General features: G+C 71.2%; 23 protein-coding genes and 1 tRNA gene. 10 read left to right on the forward strand and 14 right to left on the reverse strand.

Annotated features, from left to right (window positions below):
• Window positions 1–12: 12 nt before the first annotated feature.
• The 4 genes from ACOOHC_RS00370 (at window position 13) to ACOOHC_RS00385 (ending at window position 3,117) form a co-directional block, all read left to right on the forward strand.
• Window positions 13–777, forward strand: a complete 765-nt coding sequence (locus tag ACOOHC_RS00370; protein ID WP_420452031.1) for an AzlC family ABC transporter permease — start codon at window positions 13–15, stop codon at window positions 775–777.
• On the forward strand, window positions 774–1,091 hold the full coding sequence (locus ACOOHC_RS00375; RefSeq protein WP_420452032.1) for an AzlD domain-containing protein: 318 nt from the start codon (window positions 774–776) through the stop codon (window positions 1,089–1,091). The genes ACOOHC_RS00370 and ACOOHC_RS00375 overlap by 4 nt, the downstream gene beginning before the upstream one ends.
• A 120-nt stretch (window positions 1,092–1,211) precedes the next feature.
• The gene (locus ACOOHC_RS00380) at window positions 1,212–2,489 is read left to right on the forward strand and encodes a magnesium transporter MgtE N-terminal domain-containing protein (protein WP_420452033.1); all 1,278 of its coding nucleotides are present in this window, start codon (window positions 1,212–1,214) and stop codon (window positions 2,487–2,489) included.
• 58 nt (window positions 2,490–2,547) lie between these two features.
• A complete protein-coding gene (locus ACOOHC_RS00385) occupies window positions 2,548–3,117 on the forward strand; it encodes a DUF1003 domain-containing protein (RefSeq protein WP_420452034.1) in 570 nt (189 codons plus the stop codon).
• On the opposite strand, the gene ACOOHC_RS00390 is transcribed toward ACOOHC_RS00385, so the two are convergent.
• From ACOOHC_RS00390 to dnaA, 14 genes are all read right to left on the reverse strand, one after another.
• On the reverse strand, window positions 3,021–4,118 hold the full coding sequence (locus ACOOHC_RS00390) for an alpha/beta fold hydrolase (protein ID WP_420452035.1): 1,098 nt from the start codon (window positions 4,116–4,118) through the stop codon (window positions 3,021–3,023). The genes ACOOHC_RS00385 and ACOOHC_RS00390 overlap by 97 nt on opposite strands.
• On the reverse strand, window positions 4,111–5,079 hold the full coding sequence (locus ACOOHC_RS00395; protein WP_420452036.1) for a hypothetical protein: 969 nt from the start codon (window positions 5,077–5,079) through the stop codon (window positions 4,111–4,113). The genes ACOOHC_RS00390 and ACOOHC_RS00395 overlap by 8 nt, the downstream gene beginning before the upstream one ends.
• The gene (locus ACOOHC_RS00400) at window positions 5,076–5,210 is read right to left on the reverse strand and encodes a hypothetical protein (protein ID WP_420452037.1); all 135 of its coding nucleotides are present in this window, start codon (window positions 5,208–5,210) and stop codon (window positions 5,076–5,078) included. Before ACOOHC_RS00400 ends, ACOOHC_RS00395 begins: the two co-directional genes overlap by 4 nt.
• A gap of 22 nt (window positions 5,211–5,232) precedes the next feature.
• A tRNA-Ile gene (locus ACOOHC_RS00405) sits at window positions 5,233–5,309 on the reverse strand.
• Window positions 5,310–5,324: 15 nt separating this feature from the next.
• A complete protein-coding gene (locus ACOOHC_RS00410; protein ID WP_420452038.1) occupies window positions 5,325–6,563 on the reverse strand; it encodes a DUF3566 domain-containing protein in 1,239 nt (412 codons plus the stop codon).
• A gap of 102 nt (window positions 6,564–6,665) precedes the next feature.
• Entirely contained in the window at window positions 6,666–6,986 is a 321-nt protein-coding gene (locus ACOOHC_RS00415; RefSeq protein ID WP_420452039.1) for a hypothetical protein, read from the reverse strand.
• A gap of 352 nt (window positions 6,987–7,338) precedes the next feature.
• The gene (gene gyrA / locus ACOOHC_RS00420; protein ID WP_420452040.1) at window positions 7,339–9,822 is read right to left on the reverse strand and encodes a DNA gyrase subunit A; all 2,484 of its coding nucleotides are present in this window, start codon (window positions 9,820–9,822) and stop codon (window positions 7,339–7,341) included.
• Between the two features lie 188 nt (window positions 9,823–10,010).
• Complete coding sequence (locus ACOOHC_RS00425) at window positions 10,011–11,963, reverse strand: DNA gyrase/topoisomerase IV subunit B (RefSeq protein WP_420453834.1); 1,953 nt, start codon at window positions 11,961–11,963, stop codon at window positions 10,011–10,013.
• A 461-nt stretch (window positions 11,964–12,424) separates the two neighbouring features.
• Complete coding sequence (locus tag ACOOHC_RS00430; protein ID WP_420452041.1) at window positions 12,425–13,132, reverse strand: RDD family protein; 708 nt, start codon at window positions 13,130–13,132, stop codon at window positions 12,425–12,427.
• Window positions 13,133–13,172: 40 nt separating this feature from the next.
• Window positions 13,173–13,880 carry an RDD family protein gene (locus ACOOHC_RS00435; protein ID WP_420452042.1) on the reverse strand — a complete coding sequence of 236 codons (708 nt, stop codon included), beginning with the start codon at window positions 13,878–13,880 and terminating at the stop codon, window positions 13,173–13,175.
• An 87-nt stretch (window positions 13,881–13,967) separates the two neighbouring features.
• On the reverse strand, window positions 13,968–14,270 hold the full coding sequence (locus ACOOHC_RS00440; protein WP_420452043.1) for a DciA family protein: 303 nt from the start codon (window positions 14,268–14,270) through the stop codon (window positions 13,968–13,970).
• Window positions 14,271–14,313: 43 nt separating this feature from the next.
• Window positions 14,314–15,414: a DNA replication/repair protein RecF gene (gene recF / locus ACOOHC_RS00445; protein WP_420452044.1), complete on the reverse strand. Its 1,101-nt coding sequence runs from the start codon at window positions 15,412–15,414 to the stop codon at window positions 14,314–14,316.
• 76 nt (window positions 15,415–15,490) lie between these two features.
• Window positions 15,491–16,594 carry a DNA polymerase III subunit beta gene (dnaN, locus tag ACOOHC_RS00450; protein WP_420452045.1) on the reverse strand — a complete coding sequence of 368 codons (1,104 nt, stop codon included), beginning with the start codon at window positions 16,592–16,594 and terminating at the stop codon, window positions 15,491–15,493.
• A 278-nt stretch (window positions 16,595–16,872) separates the two neighbouring features.
• Complete coding sequence (gene dnaA / locus ACOOHC_RS00455) at window positions 16,873–18,267, reverse strand: chromosomal replication initiator protein DnaA (RefSeq protein WP_420452046.1); 1,395 nt, start codon at window positions 18,265–18,267, stop codon at window positions 16,873–16,875.
• 429 nt (window positions 18,268–18,696) lie between these two features.
• On the opposite strand from dnaA, the gene rpmH reads away from it, so the two are divergent.
• From rpmH to ACOOHC_RS00485, 6 genes are all read left to right on the forward strand, one after another.
• Window positions 18,697–18,831, forward strand: coding sequence for a 50S ribosomal protein L34 (gene rpmH / locus ACOOHC_RS00460; RefSeq protein ID WP_420452047.1), 135 nt, complete (start codon window positions 18,697–18,699; stop codon window positions 18,829–18,831).
• Window positions 18,828–19,175 (forward strand): ribonuclease P protein component, encoded by a 348-nt coding sequence (locus ACOOHC_RS00465; RefSeq protein WP_420452048.1) that lies wholly within the window; start codon window positions 18,828–18,830, stop codon window positions 19,173–19,175. Before rpmH ends, ACOOHC_RS00465 begins: the two co-directional genes overlap by 4 nt.
• Window positions 19,172–19,489 (forward strand): membrane protein insertion efficiency factor YidD, encoded by a 318-nt coding sequence (yidD, locus tag ACOOHC_RS00470; RefSeq protein ID WP_420452049.1) that lies wholly within the window; start codon window positions 19,172–19,174, stop codon window positions 19,487–19,489. The genes ACOOHC_RS00465 and yidD overlap by 4 nt, the downstream gene beginning before the upstream one ends.
• A gap of 2 nt (window positions 19,490–19,491) precedes the next feature.
• The gene (gene yidC / locus ACOOHC_RS00475; RefSeq protein WP_420452050.1) at window positions 19,492–20,661 is read left to right on the forward strand and encodes a membrane protein insertase YidC; all 1,170 of its coding nucleotides are present in this window, start codon (window positions 19,492–19,494) and stop codon (window positions 20,659–20,661) included.
• Between the two features lie 81 nt (window positions 20,662–20,742).
• Complete coding sequence (gene jag, locus ACOOHC_RS00480) at window positions 20,743–21,708, forward strand: RNA-binding cell elongation regulator Jag/EloR (RefSeq protein ID WP_420452051.1); 966 nt, start codon at window positions 20,743–20,745, stop codon at window positions 21,706–21,708.
• A 274-nt stretch (window positions 21,709–21,982) separates the two neighbouring features.
• On the forward strand, window positions 21,983–22,537 hold the full coding sequence (locus ACOOHC_RS00485) for an RsmG family class I SAM-dependent methyltransferase (RefSeq protein ID WP_420452052.1): 555 nt from the start codon (window positions 21,983–21,985) through the stop codon (window positions 22,535–22,537).
• The last annotated feature ends 207 nt before the right edge of the window (window positions 22,538–22,744 follow it).

Consider the following 22,744-nt stretch of genomic DNA (forward strand, 5'->3'; position numbering starts at 1 on the left):
GATCGGCGAGCCGTGGCCGACGCGATCCCGCTCGCGATCCCGGCGATCCCGTTCGGCTTCGTCGTCGGGCTCGCCGCGACGGAGTCGGCGATGCCGACGTGGGTCGCGTGGACGTCCGCCCCCCTGGTCTTCGCCGGCGCCGCCCAGCTCGCGATGATCACCCTCGCGGGAGCGGCGTCGGTGTGGGCGGTGATCGCCGCCGTCCTCGTGATCAACACCCGCCACCTGATGTACTCCGCCGCTCTCGCTCCGGCGTTCCGCCACCAGCCCCGGTGGATGCGGTGGTTCGCCCCCTTCCTCCTCGTCGACCAGACGTTCGCCCTCTCCGCGCTGCAGACCCACCGCTCCCCCGCCGAGTTCCGCCGCTACTACCTGAGCGTGGCGGTCGTGCTGTACGCGATCTGGAACGTCGCGGTCCCGCTCGGGATGCTGGTCGGGCCGATCGTGCCCGACTCCTGGCGCCTCGACTTCGCCCCGCCGGTGATGTTCGCTGGGCTCACCCTGTTCGCCGTCAAGCGGATCCCGGCGGCGGTCGCCGCCCTCGTCGGCGGGTCGGTCTCGCTGGCGACGGTGGGCCTGCCCGACCGCCTCGGGATCGTCGTCGGCGCCCTCTGCGGTGTCGTCACCGCAGCGGTCGTCGAGCAGGCCATGCTCTCTCGCGGACGACGCGGATCCGGGGCCGACGCCGGCGGCGACGCGATCGTCGGGGGCACCTCCGGCGCCGTCATCGGTGCGATCGACGATCCCGACGCCGACGGACCCGGAGAACGACGATGAGCACCGCGACCGCCCTCGCCGTGGTCGCGGTCGCAGCGCTCGGCACCTACGCGGCGCGCGGCGCGCTGATCCTCGTGCTCGCGGGGCGCGAGCTGCCCGCCGCGGTCGAGCGGGCCCTGGCCCACGTCGGCCCGGCCGTGCTCGCGGCGCTGACGATCAACCTGGCGATCGGGGGCCGCGGGATCGCCACGGTGGAGGTCGCCGAGGTGGCGGCCCTCGTGGTCGCCGCCGCCGTGGCGGTGTGGCGCGCGAACCTGGTGTGGACCTTCGTCGCCGGGATGGCGACCCTGTGGATCGTCTCCTCGCTCGGCTGACCACGTCCGAACCCGATCCGCGCCCGTCCCCCGACGTCGTGCGTGCCGCGACGTCCCGTCGCCCCGGCCGGGGCGGTGGTGGCCCCGAGGCCAGGTCGGGGCACCGGTAGCCTCCCCGCCATGGCACGCGAGCTCATCTACGCGTTCCGGGTGATGCGCCTCCCCCTCCTCGACGCGGGCGGTGCGACGATCGGTCGGATCGAGGACCTGGTCGCCGTCCCGGGGCGTCCCGCCCGACACGGCCAGCCGCGCAGCGCCCCCCGCCTGGTCGGCTTCGTCGCGAGCAGCCAGCAGCGCCGGATCTTCGTCAACGCGAACCGCGTCAGCGAACTCAGCAGCGACGGCGCGCGGCTGAAGAGCTGGGACGTCGACCTCAACCCGTTCAAGCCGCGCCCGGGCGAGGTGCTCATCGGCGAGGAACTCATCGATCGTCGCCTCGGCGACGAGACCGTCAGCGACATCGGTCTCGTCGCGGCCGGCGACGGGCGGTCGTCGTGGTGGGAGATCGACAAGGTGCGACTCGCGCGGCGCGCCAGCCTCGGACGCCGCTCCACCTACCGCCTCGCCGACGTCGCCGAGGTGCCCGGGCTGTTCACCGACCCGACCGCGATGGAGGCCGAGGCCGCGCGCCTGCGCGACTTCCACCCCGCCGAGGTGGCCGCCGTCGTGCGTGCGCTCCCCGACCACCAGCGACGCCAGCTCGCCGACGCCCTCGACGACCAACGCCTCGCCGACGTGCTCGAGGAGCTGACCGAGGAGGAGCAGATCCGCATCGTCGAGGGCCTCGACCGCGAACGGCTCGAGGGCGTCTTCGACGAGATGGAGTTCGACGACGTCGCGGACCTGCTCGGCCAGATGCCCGCCGCGCAGCAGGAGCGGATGCTCGACGCGATGGACGACGAGGACGAGGCGGTCGTGCGCCGACTCCTGTCCTACGAAGCCGGCACGGCGGGCGGGCTGATGACCCCCGAGGTGATCGTCCTCGGTCCCTCGGCCACGGTCGCCGAGGCGCTCGCCCAGATCCGCGACCCCGACTGGGTGGTCAGCATCGCGACCCAGGTGTTCGTCACCCAGGCCCCGTTCAAGACGCCGACCGGCAAGTTCCTCGGGGTCGTGCACATGCAGCGGCTGCTGCGCGAGCCGCCGGCGATGGAGCTGCGCCAGCTCGTCGACGACGTGCCCATCGTCCCGCCGACGATGAGCGATCGCGAGGTCGCGGTGCAGCTCGCGAGCTACGACCTCCTGGCCATCCCGGTGTGCGACGAGGCCGGACGGCTGCTCGGCGCGGTGACCGTCGACGACGTCATCGACCGGATGCTCGGCACCGAGTGGCGCAAGCGCCACCGCCCCACGTCCACCGCCGCCGCGCCGATGGCCGCGACGGGGAGATCCGGGTGACGCGTCCCCCCCGCCCGACCGCGCGGCCGGTCCCGCCGCTCGCGACCGGGAGGCGACGGTGAAGCGCCAGCAGGACCTGACCGCGCCGCGCGCGATCCGGCGCTTCGGCGTCCAGGTCGACTCCGACGCGTTCGGCTCCTTCGCCGAGTCGATCGCGAGCTTCATCGGGACCGCCCGGTTCCTCGTGTACCAGACGGTGTTCATCTCCGTCTGGATCCTGCACAACTCCCTCGCCCCCGACGCCCTCGTGTTCGACCCGTGGTCGCGCGGGTTCACCCTGCTGACGCTGGTGCTGTCGATCCAGGCCGCCTACGCGGCGCCGTTGATCCTGCTCGCGCAGTCGCGCCAGGAGCGGCGTGACCGCGTCGTCGCCGAGATCGACCGCGAGGTCGCCGAGCGGACCCAGTCCGACACCGAGTTCCTGGCCCGCGAGATCGCGAGCGTGCGCGTCTCGCTGTCGGACATGGTGACCGGGGAGGACTTCGACGAGCGGCTGGTCCGCCTGACCGACGTCGTCGAGTCGCTCGGCCGTCAGGTCGAGTCGCTCGGCGAGGCGCTCGCCCCGGCGGGGGTCGAGCGAGCCGACGCGACCGCGTCGACCAGCTCCACGGTCGCCGACGCGAACTGATCGGGACGCTCGATCGACCCCAGGTGGTCCATCTCGACCTCGACGACGATCGCGTCGAGGGCGGTCGCCAGCTGTCGCTGCTTCTTCGGCCGCACGAGGCGGTCCTCCGTCGCGACGAGGCTCCCGGCGGGGACGCCCAGCTCGCGAGCCCAGTCGCGGGCGTCGTAGAGGCTGAGCGCCCGCCCCGCCTCGACCATCGACGCCGCGTCGTTGCGCATCGTCTCGGCGATGAACCAGGCCCGGTACGGGGCGAGCTCGGAGGAATCGGTGATCATCCGCTCGACCGCCACGCGCAGCGCCTTGGGCTGCGTCCACGACCGCAGCGCGAACCCGACGAAGGGGAGCAGGCGCCACACGAGTCGCTCGCGCAACGTGGCGCGCCACTCGAGGGCGGTCGCCTGCTCGACGAGGCCAGCGACCAGGTCGGGGTGGCGGCGGGCGAGGAACATCGAGATCGGACCGCCCATCGAGTAGCCGACCGCGATCACCGAGTCGATGCCGAGCGCGCGCACGACGGCGGCCGCGTCGTCGGCGGCGTCCTCGAGCGCGAACTCGGTCAGGGTGCGCAGCCCGCGCCCGTGGCCTCGGTGATCGATCGCGACGAACGAGTACGACTCGGCGAGCGCGCGGTACGCGGCGATGAACTGCAGATCCGCCGATGCCGTCCACCCGTGCAGCAGCAGCACGGTCGGTGCGTCGGCATCGGGGTGGACGTGGTGGCGCACGAAGAACTCGCCTCGTCCCGCGACGGGGACGATGCGGCCCGGAGGCAGCCAGGGTGGCGGGGCGCCCGGGGCCGGCCGCGGGGCATCGGCGGTCTCCGGGTGCGGTGCCGGCCACTCGACGTTCGACGAGCCGGGGGAGTCGAGGGTGCCGTCGGCGGCGACGACGGGGCTCGTCGGGCTGAGCAGCGGGGACGTCGGACGTCGACCGACCGCGGGCGGCGGCGGGGTGGAGGTCTCCGCCTGCGGGGCCGTCGGACGGGTGCGGGGTTCAGACACTGGGGACTCCTGTGAACTCTTGGAGGCGGACACCGAAGCGCTCCACCGCTCGAAGCAGCGACCCGGTGTCGTCCTCACGGTCGCCGGGCACGACGAGGCCGCGGGGGGAGGTGCCGCGCACGATCCGCTCAGCGTAGGCGCTCGCGCACGCCGCGGCCGCCGTACCCACCATCTCGGCCATCCCCGAGATCTGGGTCCATCGCCCGCCGTCGTGATCGGTGCCACGCACCTCGACGCGCACGGCTCCCACCCCTCCCTCGCGGTGCGGCGGGGTCAGCATCGGGAGCCGCGACGTCAACCGGTCGCGGCGGTTCGCCGACATGCGCGCCGAGATGCGCGTGGCCTCCGGGAACACGTGGTGCAGGACCAAGGCGGAGGGGATCTCGGCGCGGTAGCAGTCGTAGGCCCCGACGGGCTCGGGGAACCAGCAGAGCTCGCGACCCCCTCCGGCTCGAGCGGAGTCGAACCCCGAGTCGTGCACGAAGGCGGCGCGACCCGACAGCGCTCGGTGGTGCTGTCGGGCGCAGGCGGGTCCGGCGGTGCCGTGGATCGAGATGTGGATCTCGTCGACGGTGGCCATGGAGTCCGCGAGGTGCCGTGCGAGCAGCGCGGTCAAGCCGGACGACATCCCCGCACCGACGACGAGGGTGGACGCGTCGAACTCGGCTCGGCGGTGCTCCCCGAGGAGGAGCGCGACGTCGTCGATCATGTCGCTGACCGACACCACGCTGATGCCGCGATCGAGCAGGGTCAGCGCATCGCGGTGGTGCGGAACGGGGTGGGCGAGCACGGCGACCACGGCGCGATCGAGGCGCGGGCTCGTGGCGAGGTCGTCGAGGCGGGTGTCGAACGCTCGGACGCGGGCCTCACCGAGGGTCGCTCTCAGGCGCTGCACCACCCGCCGACCGACGACGCCTCCCCCGCCGACCACGACGCACGACGCCTGGTCATCGGACATCACGGGTCGGGGACCTCGAGCGGGCGCCACCCCCCGTGCTGGGGCGGGGTCCCTCCCGAGCCTCGGAGCCGGACCGCCGCTGCGGTGAGCACGGTGGCGATCAGCGCGGTCACGAGCCGTCGAACGATCTTCATGCGGGGCCTCGGCGGTGTCGGATGGTGGGGCTACCTGGAATCGAACCAGGGACCTCATCGTTATCAGCGATGCGCTCTAACCGACTGAGCTATAGCCCCGACAGGTCCGGGACGCTATCGGGTGGGCCGTTCGTTCGCACCGGTGTCGTCGACCACCGCTTCGCGCACGAGCGGCCCGGATCCGTCGTCGAGGACGGCCGGCACCTCGGGCTCCGGACGACGGACGACGAAGCGACGCATCGGCGACGAGCGCGTCTCGACGACCTCCTCCTCGAGCACGGTGAAGCGGACCCCGCCGACGAGGTCGGTGATGAGGTTGAACACGGTCGCCGCGAGCACGGCGAGGCCCGTCAACCCGATGACCACGAACAGCCCGGCGATCCAACCGGCGTGGTAGATCTCACCGCCGTCGAACTCGAAGGTGTTCCAGCCGAAGGATTCGAAGAACCGCTCGACGTTCTGCACCGTGCCCGTCGCGTTCGCGACGTTCCACAGCAGGACCGAGGCGGTGAGCACGACGACGTACAGCACGAGGTGGGCGACGATGGCGATCTTGAACACGCTCCAGGGGTCGACGCTGCGCACCACCCGCGTGACCCGCCGCACCCGAGGTCGCCGTCCCAGCACGCGCGGGACCTTCGCCGGGATCGGGACGGGGGCCGGGTCGTAGTCGACCGACCGTCGAGGACGACGTCGCGCCGAGGTGGTCTCGTCCTGCGGGGCGTGCGCCACGACCGGGCCGTCGATGTCGGCCCGTCGCAGCTCCTCGAGGATCTCGTCGGGGACGGGGTCCTCGTCGTCGGTCCGATCGTCACGCCCGACGACCTCGTCGCCGTGCAGGCCGTCACGATCGACGGGAGGTCGGTCGTCGCCCCGACGACCACGACCACGACGCTCGACGGGCGACTCGTGGTGATCGACCGCCACGACGTCGTCGATCGCCGAGCCCCGGTCGATGTCGGACGACGCAGCCCCGGACGACTCGGCCCCGGACGACTCGGTCCCGGACGACGAGCTCTCGCGGGTCGGCGCGTCCGCGGAGCCGCTCCGCGCAGCGTCCGGCCCACCGTCGCGTGGGCCGACGACGTCGGCCTCGGCGTCTGCGGCCACGTGGTCGGGCGTCGGGTTCGAGCGGCGCGAGGCCCGCGGGGACGGCTCGCCGCCGGAGCGGGACCGCCGGTCGAGGTCGAGCTCGGCGCCGGCCATCGCGTCGCGATGCGCGTCGTCGACCGAGGTGTCGTCGAACATGTCGTCGAGCGCGCCGGCCGACTCCGAGGCGGCCAGGTCGCGCTCCGTCTTGCTCACCCTACCGATTGTAGAGGCTGCGTGCGGCTCCGGCCCGCCACACCTCACCTCGACGTCCTCGAGCGCTCGCGCGGAGCGCCGCCCGGCACGTCGCTGCGACGGTCGACCCGTGTGCTCCGACGAGGCGGCCTCCCGTCGCCGGGTCCTCGGTCAGGGGTCACCGATCGTCGGCCCGCCACCGCTCGTCGAGAAGTCGTCGGTGGCGCGGGCCGTGGCGGTGGCAGCGCCGATCCGCACGGTGAGGGTCACCGTGGCCCCCGTCGCACGCAGGTCCCGTTCGTACCCGACGACCGTCGCGCCGTTGGCGGACGCGGTCTCGGCCGCAGCCGGACGTCCGCCGCCGAGGGCGGCGAGAGCGGCGGCGTCGGCGGCGGTCCGCGCCCGAGCGCGATCGGCCAGAGTGCGGCCTGCGACTCCGGCGGCCAGGATCATCGCGACGGCGAGCGCGGTCGCCACGACGGTGAGCAGCACGGCGCTCTGCCCTCCGTCTCCGCGGCGCGAGCCGCCGGCGGCGGGCCGTTCGTGGAGGCCGACCGGAACCGCCGCGTCGCGCTCCCCCGACGCGGGTGACCGCGGCCGTCGGCGGGCGGGTCGGGGCGGCGCAGGCCGCCCCCTCGCCGGGGTCGGCGCGGCGCGTGCAGCGGTCGCCGATGCGCGGACCGTGGGTCGCGCGGTCGTGGTCGATCGGGGCATGGCTCCACCTCGCTGGGTCGCCGGGTGCGGCGGTCGCCGCCGAGGGCGCGGGGGCGCCGACGGGCCGGGTCGACGAGGTCGTCGACCCGGCGGGACGCTCCCGCGTGGGGCGTCGAGGGGGCCCGGGCGCTCAGTCGGCGTCGGTGGCGAGGATGGGGGCGACGGATCCGACGCGGTCGCCGTCGTCGATGTTCATGATCCGCACACCGGTCGCGTCGCGACCCTGCGAGGAGATCTCGCGCACCCCCATGCGGATCGTGATGCCGTTGTTCGACACGGCGACGATCTCGTCGTCGAGTCCGACCATGAACGCGTCCACCACCTCGCCCTTGCGGCCGGTGAGCTTGATCCCCTTGACGCCCTGGCCGCCGCGACCCTGGACGTTGAAGCGGTCGAGCTGGGTGCGCTTGCCGTAGCCGGCCTCGGTCATCAGCAGGATCGCGGTGTCGTCGCGAGCGACGTCGACGGAGACGACGGCGTCGTCGCCGCTCCTCAGCTTCATGCCGCGCACCCCGCCGGCGGTGCGACCCATCGCACGCACGTCGTCCTCGCTGAAGCGGATCGTCATCCCCTTGCGGCTGACCATGAAGATGTCGTCGTCGCCCGTCGTCTCGATCACCTTCACCAGCCGGTCCTCGTCGCGCAGGTTGATCGCGATGAGGCCGTCGCGTCGCGAGGAGTCGTACGCGTCGAAGGTCGTCTTCTTCACGGTGCCCTGCTCGGTGGCGAAGAACAGGTAGCGGTCGCCCGCGAACTCGCGGGTGTCGATGATCGCCTGGATCTTCTCGTCGGCCTGCAGCGGGAGCAGGTTGACGATCGGCATCCCCTTCGCGGTGCGCTCGCGCTCGGGGATGTCGAGGGCCCGGAGGCGGTACACCTTGCCGCGGTCGGAGAAGAAGAGCAGGTGGGCGTGGGCGGTGGTGAAGATGACGTGGCGGACGATGTCCTCGGCCTTCATCTTCCCGCCGGACACGCCGCGCCCGCCGCGCTGCTGGGTCTTGAACGACGAGGCGGGCACGGCCTTGACGTACTGCGCCTGCGTCATCACGATGACGAGCTCCTTGTCGTCGGTGAGGTCCTCGATCGACATCTCGCCGTCGTCGTAGGTGATCTCGCAGACGCGCGGGGTCGCGAACTCCTCGCGGATCGCCGTGATCTCGTCCTTGATGACGCCGTCGAGGCGACCGGGGTTCGCGAGGATGTCCTGGAGGTCCTCGATCGTGGTCCGGGTGTCCTCGAGCTCGGACTCGAGGTCGATCCGCGACAGGCGCGTGAGCTGGCGGAGCTGCATGTCGAGGATGTCGTTCGCCTGGACCTCGGTGAACTCGAAGGGCTCGGCCATCAGGCCCGTGCGCGCTGCGGCGACGTCGTCGCTCGCACGGATCAGCGCGATGATCTCGTCGATCACGTTCAGCGCCTTGATGCGCCCCTCGAGGATGTGGGCGCGCCGCTCGGCCTTGGCGAGGCGGAACTCGCTGCGCCGCGTGATCACGTCGCGCTGGTGGCGCAGGTACGCCACGAGCGCGTCGAGCAGGTTGACCTGGCGCGGCACTCCGTCGACGAGGGCGACCATGTTGATCGAGAACGTCGACTGCAGCTGGGTGAGCTTGAACAGCTGGTTCAAGATGACGTTCGGGTTCCCGTCGCGCTTGAGCGACACGATCAGGCTGGTGTCGCCGCCCGAGGAGTCGTCGTTGACGTCGGAGATGCCGACGATGTCGCCGGCGTCGACGAGCTGCTGGATGCGCGCGGCGATCGACGAGCAACTCGTCTGGTACGGGATCTCGGTGACGACGATCTCGAAGCGACCGTTGCGCGCCTCGCGCACCTCGGCCTTGGCGCGCATCTTCACCGAGCCGCGCCCGGTGCGGTACGCCTCGATGATCCCGGAGCGGCCGAGGATGTGCGCCCCGGTCGGGAAGTCGGGACCGGTGACGTGCTCCATCATCGCCACCACCCCGGCCTCGCGGTCGTCGACGAGCTCGGGGTGGTCGATCAGGTGGACGACGGCGTCGATGACCTCGCCGAGGTTGTGCGGCGGGATGTTGGTCGCCATGCCGACCGCGATCCCCTGGCTCCCGTTGACCAGCAGGTTGGGGAACCGCGACGGCAGGACGAGGGGTTCCTCCGTCGTCCCGTCGTAGTTCGGGATCATGTCGACGGTGTCCTCGTCGATGTCGGCGAGGAGCTGCATCGCGAGCGGGTGGAGGCGGCACTCGGTGTAGCGCGATGCGGCGGGCCCGAAGTCGGGGCTGCCGTAGTTGCCGTGGAAGTCGATCAGCGGGTGGCGCAGCGAGAACGGCTGGGCCATGCGCACGAGGGCCGCGTAGATCGCGGAGTCACCGTGGGGGTGGAAGCGCGCCATCGTGTCGCCCGAGACGCGGGCGCACTTGACGTGGGCGCGATCGGGGCGGAACCCCTGCTCCTCCATGTCCCAGATGATCCGGCGGTGGACCGGCTTGAGGCCGTCGCGCACGTCGGGGAGCGCCCGCGACATGATGACCGACATCGCGTACTCGAGGAAGCTCGACTCCATCTCGTCCGAGAGCGGGATCGGCTGGATCGGATCGTCCGGCCCCCCGTCGTCACCCGTCGTGTCGGTCGTGTCAGTCATGTGCGAGGTGTCCTATCGAACGAGTCGAGCGCGAGCGCAGCGAGCGTCGGCCCGTGCGCCGACACCCGAGCACGAGCAGGTTGCTGCGAGGCGATGGTGGTGGTGGTGGGTCCGCCGAAGGCGGCCGGACGAGGTCCGAGGAACGGAGGCAGGGAGCGGGGCACGAGCGAACGACCGAGTGACGACGACTAGAAGTCCAGGTTCTGGACGTCGCGGGCGTTGGTGGTGATGAACTCGCGGCGCGTACCGACGTCGTCGCCCATCAGCACCGACATGACCTCGTCGGCGCGGGCGGCCTCGTCGACGTTGACCTGCAGCAGGGTGCGCGTCGCGGGGTCCATGGTGGTCGCCCGGAGCTCCTGCCAGTCCATCTCGCCGAGGCCCTTGAGGCGGGCGAAGTTCTTCTTGTGGTTCGGGCGCTCCTGCAGGAACGCCGCCTTGGCCACGTCGTCCTTGAGGTACACCTTCTCCTTGCCGATCTCGGTCGAGTACAGCGGCGGCTGCGCGATGTACACGAAGCCGGCCTCGACCATCTCGCGCATCTGGCGGAAGAAGAAGGTGAGCAGCAGGGTCCGGATGTGGCTGCCGTCGACGTCGGCGTCCGCGAGCGCGATGACCTTGTGGTACCGGCACTTGGCGACGTCGAACTCCTCGCCGACGCCGGCGCCGATCGCCGTGATCAACGCCTGGATCTCGTTGTTCTTCAGCATCTTGTCGACGCGCGCTCGCTCGACGTTCAGGATCTTGCCGCGGATCGGAAGGATCGCCTGGCTGTAGGGGCGGCGGGCGTCGACCGCGGTGCCGCCCGCCGAGTCGCCCTCCACGATGAACAGCTCGGACTCGCCGGCGTCCTTCGACTGGCAGTCCTTCAGCTTGTCGGGCATGCCGGCACCCGAGAGCGCCGTCTTGCGGCGGATCGCGTTGCGGGCGCTCTTCGCCGCGGCGCGGGCCTGGGCGGCGGCGATGCCCTTCTTGACCAGCTTGTTCGCTTCGGTCGGGTTCTCCTGCAGCCACTCGCCGAGCGCCTCGTAGGTGGCCTTCATCACGAAGGACCGCATCGGGACGTTGCCGAGCTTGGCCTTCGTCTGGCCTTCGAACTGGGGCTCGCGCAACTTGACCGAGACGATCGCCGTGAGACCCTCGCGCACGTCGTCACCGGTGAGGTTGGGATCCTTGTCCTTGAGGAGGTTCTTCTCCTTCGCGTAGCGGTTCACCGCGTTGGTCAGCGCGGTGCGGAACCCCTCGACGTGCATCCCGCCCTCGATCGTCGAGATGCCGTTCGCGTAGCCGTGGATGCCCTCGTGGTACCCGGTGTTCCACTGCATCGCGATGTCGAGGATCTGGCCGTCGTCGTCTTCGTCCTCGAAGTCGCAGACCTTCGAGAACAGCGGCTCCTTCGACGCGTTGAGGTGCTTGACGAAGTCGACCAGGCCGCCCTTGTACTGGTACGTGATCTCCTGCTCGCGCTCGGGTCGCTCGTCGCGGAAGACGATCGTGAGGCCCTTGTTGAGGAACGCCATCGTCTGCAGGCGCTCGAGCACGGTGCGTGCGACGAACTCGACGCCCTCGGCGGCGAAGATCGTCGGGTCCGGGTAGAAGGTGATCGAGGTGCCGGTGGTGCGCCCGCGCCCGGGGGTCTCGCCGACCACGCGCATCTCGCCGGTCGGCTTGCCGCCCCGCTCGTAGACCTGCTCGTGGCGTTCGCCCTTGCGGTCGACCTGGATCTCGAGGCGTGACGACAGCGCGTTGACGACCGAGACGCCGACCCCGTGGAGGCCGCCGGAGACCTTGTAGCCGTCACCGCCGAACTTGCCGCCGGCGTGGAGGACCGTCAGCACGACCTCGGCGGCGGACTTGCCCTTGTGCTCGCCGCTGGTGAACGGGTCGACCGGGATGCCGCGCCCGTTGTCGTCGACCCGGCACCCGCCGTCGGCGAGGAGGGTCACCGTGATGCGATCGCAGTGGCCCGCCATCGCCTCGTCGACCGAGTTGTCGACGACCTCCCAGATCAGGTGGTGCAGGCCCGCCAGACCGGTGGAGCCGATGTACATGCCCGGCCGCTTGCGGACCGGGTCGAGACCCTCCAGGACCTGGATCGCGGCGGCGTCGTACTCGGCGGTGGTGCGCGAGCTGGCGGTCACCTTCCTGCGCGGAGTGCGCGGGGCCTCCTCGTCGTCGCGCGCCTCCTGCGCCGTCTGCGGGAGGCCGTTGGTGACGGCGTCGGGCACCCCGTTCGCGGACAGCTCCGCATCGCTGGGGCGCGGGATCGCCTCGGTGGTGTCGTCGGACGTCACGGCCGTGTTGGTGTCTGTGGACACTCGTACCTTCTTGCGTCGACCGCCTCGTGCGGAGGCGGGGGGTGGTGTGCGGAGGGCGCCACGCGAGGGCGCAATCGACGTCGCGAGGACGGGCTCGTCGGACCGGTCAGGCCGACGCTCGCCCCCGTCGTCGTCTCGCTCCAGCCTACCAGCGGGGTCCCCCCGAGATGGGGAGGGACCCGGGTCGCGCCGAGGCCCGCGGGCCGTCCCCCGTGAGCCGATCGCGGCCCCACGGGCCCTCGCCGAGCCCGAGCGACCGTGCACGCGACGGTGCGATCGACGGGTCAGCGCGACGGGTCGGACTCGACGACGCTCATCTTCAGGATCTTGTCCGTGAGCCGCTTGCGGTCGTCGTCCCACAGCGGCCACAGCACGTCGACGATCCCGTAGACGCCGCAGGTCACGCTCGACAGCAGGCCCGCGACGAGGTACCGGACGAAGGCCATCCCGCCGCCGACCGGTCCACCGGTGTCGTCCTTCACCAGCTCGATCCCGCGCTGTTCCTTGCCGAGCGAGCGGCCGGTGCGGCCCTGGCGCACGAACAGGTTCCAGATCTGGAACGCGAACACCGCGAGGTACAGCACCACCGCCAGGACCGCCCCCAGCACGTCGCTGATCGCGAACCCGACGGCAGCCACGATCGCGCCGACGATCGCGAGGACGAGCACCGCGGCCACGTCGAGCAGGTAGGCGATCGCACGCTGGCCCCACGACGCCGGCACCCGGCCCGCGACCGGCGATCGGTGCGACGGCTGCACGCCGGCGCCTCGTCCCGACGTCCACCCGCCACCGGTGCCGCCCGGTGTCGCGGCGGTCGAGGCGTCGGGCGGGGCGAACCCCCGGCCCGGCGACGTGGGGGACGTGACCGAGGCCGAGGACGGGGCGGGGCGCGGCTCGCCCACCCACCGCTCGCCGTCCCAGTACCGCTCGGTCCCGTCCGCATCGCCCTGGGCGTGGTACCACCCGGCCGGCGTCGTCGCCCCGTCGCTCATCGCTGCACCACCGTCACGCGGACCTCCTCGACCCGACCCGTCAGTCCTTGACGACCAGGGTGTCCGCGATCTTGTCCCACACCGCCTGGTTCCGGTCGTCGGTGAACAGGAACACCAGCGACACGACGCCGACCACCACGGCCGCGAGCGACGCGAGCACACCGAGCAGGGGGATCAGGCCGAGCAGGACCGACGCGATGTACACGCTCATCCGCTTCAGCGCCACCGTCACGTCGGGGGCCGACCCGTCCTCGTTCACGACCTTCAGGTTGAGCGCCATCTTCCCCAGGGTCGCCTGGCGGGACGACACCATGAGCACCTCGTAGGCGACGACGATCACCCCGGCGAGCAGTCCGGCAGCGGCGCTCGCCGCGAACGAGATGTCGTCGGAGTCACCGGTCGCGATGGCACCCGCTCCGAACACCACCGCGAACACGATCGACACGATCAACCACAGGATCCAGTCGATGACCCGTGCTCCGATGCGCTGCCCCGGCGACGCCAGGTTCGTCGGCTGACCGCTGCCCTGGCCGTACGCGACGTAGCCCGGGGGCGGGCTCGACGACCCCGACGGCGGCGGCGGGGGCGCGCTCGACGACCCGCTCGGCGGGGGCGGGGGCGGCGGCGTCGACGGCGCCGACATCTGCGGCTCACCCACCCACCGGGATCCGTCCCAGTACCGCTGCGTCCCGTCCGGATCACCCGGCGCGTGGTACCAGCCTTCGGGCGTCCCACCTGTGTTCGTCATACCTGCTCCCTCGCTGTGGACGTGCGCCGACGGTATCGCACCGCCCCAGCTCGCACGAGCACCCCCGAACGGTCGGCGCGACTCGCCTCAGCGACGGCGGCGCGACGCGACGCGCACCTCGATGCGGTCGATCTCGACCCCGGCCTCCTCGCGCAACCGCTCGATGATCGACCCGGCGAGGAACCGGACCTGGGTCGCCCAGGTCGCGCTGTCGGTCTCGACCAGCAGCACCGCCTCGTCGAGCCGGATGGGGCGGACGTGGTCCGCGATCTGGGGGCCGACCGCGGTGTCCCAGCGCCCGAACACCCCCGCCACCTGGATCCGATCGGTGCCCCGCAACGAGCGCATCATCGAGTCGAGCGAGCGGCTCAGCGGGACGGGGTCGCTCACGGGCCCGAACGTAGCGGACCGAGCACCGGGCGCCGCCGACGCGTCAGTCGACCACCGCCCCGTTCGCGATGCGCAGCACCCGGTCGGTGCGCGCCGCCTCGGGGAGCTCGCCGGCCGTGGTGATCACCACCTGACCGTCGGGCAGGTGCGCGAGCAGAGCCGTGGCGCGGTGGTCGTCGAGCTCGGACAGCACGTCGTCGAGCACGAGCACGGGGGCCGACCCGGTCCGCTCGGTCACGAGGCGGTGCCCGGCCAGGCGCAGCGCGAGGGCGAGCGTCCGCTGCTCGCCCTGGGAGGCGTGGGTGCGGCTGGGCAGGCCGCCAATTGACATCTCCACCTCGTCGCGGTGAGGTCCCACGGTCGACACGCCACGGCGCACGTCGTCGGCGCGCGCCTCGGCGAGCGCGGCGAGCAGCCCGACGCGCCTCCACCCCGGTTCGTAGCGCAGCTCGATCGGGGTCCGCTCCCCCGCGAGCTCGGCGTGCGCCTGCTGCGCCATCGTCGACAGCCGTGCGACGAGGGTGGCACGCGCGTGGCCGAACTGGTCCGCGATCTCCGCGAACCGCCGGTCCCACACGTCGAGGGTGACGGCCACGTCGTCGGGGAGCTCGGAGCGCCCCCCACCGGTCGCCTTCTGCGCCTGCTTGAGCAGGGTGTTGCGCTGCTTGACGATCCGGTCGATCTCCAGGCGGACCGAGTCGTAGCGAGTCGCGAGGGCGACCAGGGTGTCGTCGAGGAACCGCCGGCGGTCCCCCGGGCCCCCCTTCACCACGACCAGGTCGTCGGGGGAGAACACCGTCACCCGCACCGTGCCGAGCAGGTCGCGGACGCGGTTCAGCTTCTGTCGGTTGACCTGGACGCGGTTGCGCCCGTTCGCGACCAGCTCGGCCTCGATCAGCGACTCCCGGCCGTCGTCGTGGCCGACCGTGGCGCGGATGATCGCCTGGTCGCGACCGACGCGGACCAGCGCGTCGCCCGGGGCGCCGCGGAAGCTCGACAGGGTCGCGAGGTAGGCGAGCGCCTCGGCCAGGTTCGTCTTGCCCTGGCCGTTGTCGCCGATGACCGCGGTGGTCCCCGCCGTCAGGTCGAACGTCGCCGACGCGTAGTTGCGGAAGTCGACGAGCTCGAGGTGGGAGACGATCACGGCGTCGAGCGGGACCGAGCGGCACCCGGCGCGGTGCCGGCGCGACCCGTCGGAGCGGACCGGGCGACGACCCCGGTCAGGGGACGCGCACCGGCATCAGCAGGTACAGGTACCCGTCGTCGCCGGCGCCGCGCAGCACCGCCGGCTTCATCGGGTCCATCGTCGCGAGGGTGACGTCGTCGGCGTCGATCGCGTCGATCCCGGCGGCGAGGTAGTCGGGGTTGAACGCGACGGTCATCTCGGCGCCGTCGTAGCTCGCGTCGATCTCCTCGGTCGCGTTGCCGACGTCCTGGGTGATCGCGGTGAGCTGGACCGTGTCGCCGCCGAGCGTGAGCCGCACCGGGGTCGAGTCCTGGGCCAGGATCTTCACCCGTCGGATGGCCTCGATCATGGCGGCCTTGCCGACCGTGAGCAGGTTCGGGTAGCTCGACGGCAAGAGGTTGCGGTAGTTCGGGAACTCCCCCTCGATGAGTCGCGTGGTGAGTCGCGTCCCTCCGGCGCTGAACGTCGCGTCGCGCTCGCCGAAGCGCACGCTGAGCTCCTCCTCGTCGCCCATCAGCCGCTGCAGCTCGCTGAGCGCCCGGCCGGGGATCAGCACCTTCTGGCCCGATCCGAGCACGGACGACTCCGGGAGGTCGCGCACGGCGAGGCGGTAGGAGTCGGTCGCCACCATCCGCACCCCGTCCTCCTCCGAGGCGAGCAGCACCCCCGTCAGCACGGCGCGCGCGTCGTCGGTCGACGCAGCTCGCACGACCTGGCGCAGCGCGTCCGACATGGTCTCGCCCGAGAGGGTGACCGCCTCCCCCGCGGGCTCGGTCTGGGCCGGGTAGTCCTCGAGCGACATCGGTCGCACCGAGAACTGGGAGCGGCCCGCGCTGATCGACACCTCGCCCGAGTCCCCCTGATCGAGCTCGACCTCGACGGCTCCGGCGGGCAGCGCCTTGACGATGTCGCCCACGAGGCGGGCGGGAACCACCGCTGCGCCGTCGCGATCTCCGCCCACCTCGACCGTGAGCCGGATCGTCAGCTCGAGGTCCGTCCCGGTGACCGTGAGGGTGTCGCCGTCCACCTGGAGGCGCACGCCGGACAGGACGGGGAGCGTCCCGGTCCGGTTGGTCGCGGCACGCCCGGCCGAGTTGAGGGCATCGGCGAGGACATCTCGCTCACAACGGAACTTCACGGTCGGCACTTCTCCTCATGGAGGGATGATTCATGGACACTGTAAGTAGTAGGGGCTGTGGATTGGGGACAAGCCGCGTCGCGGCAGCGTACGGTGCGCACGCGCGTCCACACGGGACCGGCGTCGATCCCCAGGCGGCGAATCGCGCCGATGTCGTTCGGTGGACGACGCCGGCCCGTCCACCGCGCGTGAGTCGCTCGTCCACCGGCGCGTCCCCCGCGCGCACGTTCGCTGCGCCCGCACGTGACCGCGCGCACGAGCGGTCGAGCAGGCACCCGTCAGGCCTTCAGCTGCGAGAGGAGATCGGTGACCTGGTCGTAGACCTGCTTGCGTTCCTTCATCAGCTTCTGGATCTTCTCGTTCGCGTGGATGACGGTGGTGTGGTCGCGGCCCCCGAACAGTCGGGCGATCGCCGGGTAGCTGAGGTCGGTCATCTCGCGGAAGACGTACATCGCCTCCTGGCGGGCGGTGACGAGCGGACGCTGGCGGCTCTTGCCCTTGAGCGCCTCGACGTCGAACTTGAGGATCGCGGCGATCTCGTCGAGCAGCTCCTCGGGGGTTCGGACCTTCGGCCTCTTCACCGTCAGGAGATCGCTGAGCTGGCGCTTGACCAGGTCGGTCGTGATCGGTTGCCGGCTCAGGCTCGCGAAGGCCATCACCCGCACGAGCGCTCCCTCCAGCTCACGGATGTTGGTGTCCACGTTCTCGGCGACGAACTCGAGCGCGTCGCCGGGGACCTCGACCCCCTCGCGCTCGGCCTTGTTGCGCAGGATCGCCAGCCGGGTCTCGACATCGGGGGGTTGGATGTCGGTGATCAGCCCCCACTTGAAGCGGCTGCGGAGGCGCTCCTCGAGGGTGGGGATCGCGTCGGGCATCCGGTCGGAGCTGATGACGATCTGCTTGTTCGCACCGTGCAGGGCGTTGAAGGTATGGAAGAACTCCTCCTGGAGGCCCTCCTTGCTCGCCATGAACTGGATGTCGTCGATCAGCAGGACGTCGATGTCGCGGTACCGCTGGCGCAGCAGGTTCGTCGTGTTCTGGCGGATCGACTCGACGTACTCGTTCATGAACGACTCGGTCGAGACGTAGCGGATCTGGTGGTGCTGGTAGTTCTGGTGGACGTAGTGCCCGATCGCGTACAGCAGGTGCGTCTTGCCGAGGCCGGCCGATCCGTAGATGAACAGCGGGTTGTAGCTCCGCGCAGGGGTCTCGGCCACGCGCAGGGCCGCCGCGAGCGCGAACTGGTTCGACGCGCCCTTCACGAAGGTGTCGAAGGTGTAGTCGGTGCTGAGTCCGGCGGCCTCCAGGAGGTGCAGCCGGCTGTCGTGGTCGTCGTCGGTCGGCACGATCACCGGGTCGTCGAGATCGGACGTCTCGACGGCGGTGTCGGGCGCTGCGGCCGTGTCGGGGCGGTCGTCGTTGCTCTCGACCTCGATCACGATCTCGCGGGCTCCGAGCCCGGACTCGTCCAGGGCGTCGACGATGAGCGGGACGTAGCGGGTCGTGATCCGATCTCTGACGTAGGCGCTCGGCGCCATCAGCCGGAACGTGCGCTCGTCGACGTCGAGCGGGATCACCTCCTGGAACGTCGAGAACCAGACGCTCTCCGCCAGTTGCGAGCGCAACGACAAGGTCACCTTCGTCCACATGTCGTCGGCGTCGGTGAGGGGCATCGGCGTGGTGCGGTTTCGTTTCGGTTCCAGGAGGGGCGGATCCGTGGTCCACAGGGTTGTCCACATGTGTGGACAGTCGGCGCCCCCGGCACGGAGCCTGTCACGCTACCACCTCGGCCGAGGTGCGAGAACGTGGCCCGCGACCCCCGTACGCTGGTGCTTCGCGATTCGTTCCCGCCTGTGGGTAAGTGACATCGGTGTGGTTCGACCGCTGGCCGCCGCCGGTCGTCCGCCGGCGCAGAGGTCGAGGTGCGGTGAGCTCCTCACCGCGCGTCGCGCCGGTCGCGGCGCGGGTTGGGAGGATGCCGCGCGAGGTCGTAGCCTGGCCGCCCACCTGGGATCGGGACCACCGCGGTCCTCTCGCCGACGGCTGCGCCACCCGCTCGAGCAGCGTGCGATCGCCCCCGGTGTCAGAGACGGAGATCAGTCGTGAAGCGCACCTACCAGCCGAACGCCCGGAGGCGAGCGAAGAAGCACGGGTTCCGAGCCCGGATGAGCACGCGCGCCGGACGCGCCGTGCTCAAGTCGCGCCGCGCCAAGGGCCGCGCCCGCCTGTCCGCTTGATCGAGCGGATCCGAACCCGCGACACCTTCGTCCGGCTCCGCCGCGAGGGCCGTCGGGTCCGGATCGAACCTCTCTGGTGCACCTACTCGATCGAACCGGCCTCGGACACCGCCGAGGTCGCCTTCGCGATCAACCGGGCCGTGGGCAACGCCGTCGTCCGCAACCGCCTGCGACGGAGGCTGCGCGCGATCCTCTCCGGCCTCGACGTGCCGCACGGGTCGTACCTGGTCGGTTGTCGACCGGCGGCCGCCGAACTGACGTTCGATCAGCTCCGAGGGACGACCCAGCGGCTGGTGGAGCGGATCGCGCAGCGTCAGGCCGCGGTCGAGGTGGGCGATCGGTGAACGGCGGACGGGTCCGCCGACGATCGTTGGCGACCATCGAGCTGTACCAGCGTGCGATGGAGGGACGACCCTCCCCGTGCCGGTTCTCGCCGTCGTGCTCGGCCTACGCTCACGAAGCCATCGAGGTGCACGGCGCCCGACGTGGTCTCACGCTCGCTCTGCGCCGTCTCGTGCGATGCCGGCCCTTCGGCCCGTCGGGGTGGGACCCGGTTCCCGAGTCGCTCCCCCGTCGCGTGAATGGCCGTGCGGCCCCCAGTCCGAACCCCGTCGGTGACCGATCGGTCACCGAGCAACGATCAGAGAAGAGCGGTTGAACATGTTCGAGATCCCCGCCGGCCTCCTCGCCTGGTTCTACGAGTACACCGACAGCTACATCATCGCCATCGCGCTGATGTCGGTCGTCGTGATGGCGATCACGACACCGCTGACGTTGAAGAGCACCAAGGGGATGCTCGAGATGCAGCGGATCGCGCCCGAGATGCGCCGCCTCCAGAACGAGCACCGCAACGACAAGCAGAAGCTCAACGAGGAGATGATGAAGCTCTACTCGGAGCACAAGGTGAACCCCGCCTCGTCCTGCCTCCCGTTGCTCGCCCAGATGCCGGTGTTCATCGTGATGTTCCGCGTGCTGCGCGGCCTCACCTACCAACCGACCGGTGAGGTCCGCCCGATCACCGACACGGTCTTCGACGCCGTCGGCCGGCCCGACGAGATCGACGGGTTCGTGCCTCGGTTCCTCTCGACCGACTCCGACCTGTACCTGTCGCTGTACGGGAAGCAGGAGATGCGGGGGATCGGCCTGAACCTGGGCGAATCGCCCTTCGAGGTGATCAGCCGCAGCCCCGGCCAGGGGATCTTCTACGCCCTCCTGGTCGTCGTCCTCGGCGTGCTCTACTTCGCGCAGCAGCGGATGGTCGCGGCACGGGCCGCGGTCAGCCCGACCATGTCGCCCACCCAGCAGAAGCTGATGCAGTACCTGCCGGTCGTGTTCGCGGTCTTCCAGATCTTCTTCGTGACGTCGCTGGTCGTCTACTACATCTTCCAGACGCTGCTGCGCATCGCCCAGCAGTACTACGTGACCAAGAAGTTCTACGGGGGCGACGAATCGCTCGGACGCCAGGCGCAGCGCGCCGGCGAGGAGGCGCGGGCCGCGTCGAAGGCGAGCGGTGAGACCGGTGGCCTGTTCAGCCAGGCCCGGCGGGACCTGATGGGTGGCGACTCCGATGACGCAGCGCCCTCGAAGTCCCCGCGCACGGGGGGCCCTGCCGGGAAGAAGAAGGGCCCGGCGACGGGACGCCCGACCGGTCAGTCGAAGCGCGTCACGCCGCCGAAGGCCCGACCCGGCGCCGCAGCCGGGCCCGCGCCGGGCGGGAAGGGCCGCCCGACCCCGAGCCGCAAGGAGGCGCAGGAGCGTCGCGAGCGGCCGAAGAAGTCGACGAGGACATCACGACCGTCGAGCGGGAGATCGGGCCGGAAGCGCCGCTGACCGCATCGGCCGGAGCAGGGGTACGCACGCCGATGACGGCGAGCGGGACGACAGACACGACAACACCGAAGGGAAGAACACATGGAGTGGGTCGAAACCACCGCCAAGACGCTGGAGGACGCTCGGGAGGCCGCGCTCGACCAACTCGGCGTCGCCGCCGACGAGGCCGAGTTCGAGGTCATCGAGGAGCCGAAGCCGGGGCTGTTCGGCCGCACGCGCGGCGAGGCCCGGGTCCGGGCTCGGGTGCAGCCCACGCAGGCGCGCCCGAAGCAGGAGCGACGACGACGCACGAAGGGTGCCGGATCGTCGACCGACGCGGCGGCAGCGGGTGGAGGCGACGAGGGCGCGACACCGACCTCCGCCCCGACCGCCGACGCCACCGACGCCACCGAGTCCTCCGACGCGACAGATGCGGATGCGCCGTCCGACGATGCGCCGGCAGCTGCTCGGCCGTCGGACACCGAGCGTCCGTCCGGGGATCGCAGCGAGGGCCGTTCGTCGCGTCGCCGTTCCGCCGGATCACGACGCACCAGCACGACTTCCGATGATCGACAGGAGACCCCCATGGACGACCGAGACGAGCAGACCGTGAGCCCCGACGAGGTGGGTGCCGCAGCGGTCACCTTCATGGACGGGCTCGTCGAGGCCTTCGGTGCGGACGGATCGAGCGAGCTCGCCGTCGACGGGATCGAGCTGGACGTCCGAGTGACCGGAGCCGAGCTCGGGTTGCTCGTGGGACCGGGTGGCCGGACGCTCAACGCGATCCAGGACCTCGCACGAGTGGCATCCCAGCGGCGCCTCGGTGATCACGAGACCCGGCTCCGCATCGACGTGGCCGGATACCGCGAACGTCGGACCGAGGCGCTGCAGCGCTTCGCGCGCGAGGTGGCCGAGTCCGTGCGCGAGAGCGGAGCGGCCCGTGCACTCGAGCCCATGACCTCAGCCGACCGCAAGGTCATCCACGACGCGCTCAACGAGGAGGACGGCGTGGGGAGTCGCTCGGAGGGCGACGATCCCAACCGACGGATCGTGGTCGTCCTCGACTGACATCCCGATCCCCCCGTCCGAGGGCGGTTCCTCCGGCAGCCCGGTCGCTCGTGTGAGCGGCCGGGCTGTCGTCGTTCTCGGCCACGCCGGCTGCGCCCGCACGCCCCGCTCCCCCACCGTCCCCGAAGAGCGACATCGCCGGTCTCGCGTCGGCCGGCGTGACCCACGCGCTGACGCACGAGTCGTCGGTTCCGTGCGATCGGAGTTCGCTCCCGTGCCCGAGAACCCGGGTCGGATCCCACGTTCACGTCGCACCGCTCGCCAGACTGTCACCGTGAGCTCGTCCGTCGAGGTGCTGGAGGTACTCGAGGAGAGTCGCCGACAGGGGTTCCTCGGTGACCGTTCGGTCGAACAGGTCGTCGAGCACGCGCAGGCGTTCGTCGCAGCGCTCACGACGGTGAACGGCGAGGTCGCCGACCTCGGGTCGGGAGGAGGAGTCCCCGGCCTCGTCATCGCCGACGGTCGGCCGGATCTCCGCCTCGTCCTGGTGGATCGGCGCCGGAAGAGGACGGATTTCCTGGCGCGGGCGGTCAGTCGACTCGGGTGGCGGGAGCGCGTCGAGATCATCTCCGGCGATGTCGCTGACGTCGTGGCTGATGGTCGGTGCTTCGACGGGGCGGTCGCTCGCGGGTTCGGTCCTCCCGAGTCGACCCTGGCGACGGCGTCGTCGCTGACCGTCGACGGTGGGCTGGTGGTGATCAGCGAACCTCCGACGGGCGATCGGTGGCCTCCGCACGTCCTGAGCGCGGCGTCGGTCGAGCGGGTCGGTTCTCCCGACGATCGCGTCGCGGTCTTCCGTCGGCTCCCCCGGTCGATCCACGAACGGTGAACCGACCTCCACCGTCGGCCTGCGGGATCGATCGTCTCACGTCGGACCGGGCGATCACCGGCACCGCTGCTCCTGGTGGAACATCTCGTCGGATCCGTGGTCGATCCCGGCCCCTCGATCAACGCCTCGCGCTGGATGTTTCACGTGGAACCTCCGTGAGCCCCCACCGGTGCAGGGGCGGCACCCGAATGGTCCCTTCGTCGATCG

This window comes from Ilumatobacter sp. (assembly GCF_965215205.1).
Taxonomy (GTDB): Bacteria; Actinomycetota; Acidimicrobiia; order Acidimicrobiales; family Ilumatobacteraceae; genus Ilumatobacter_A.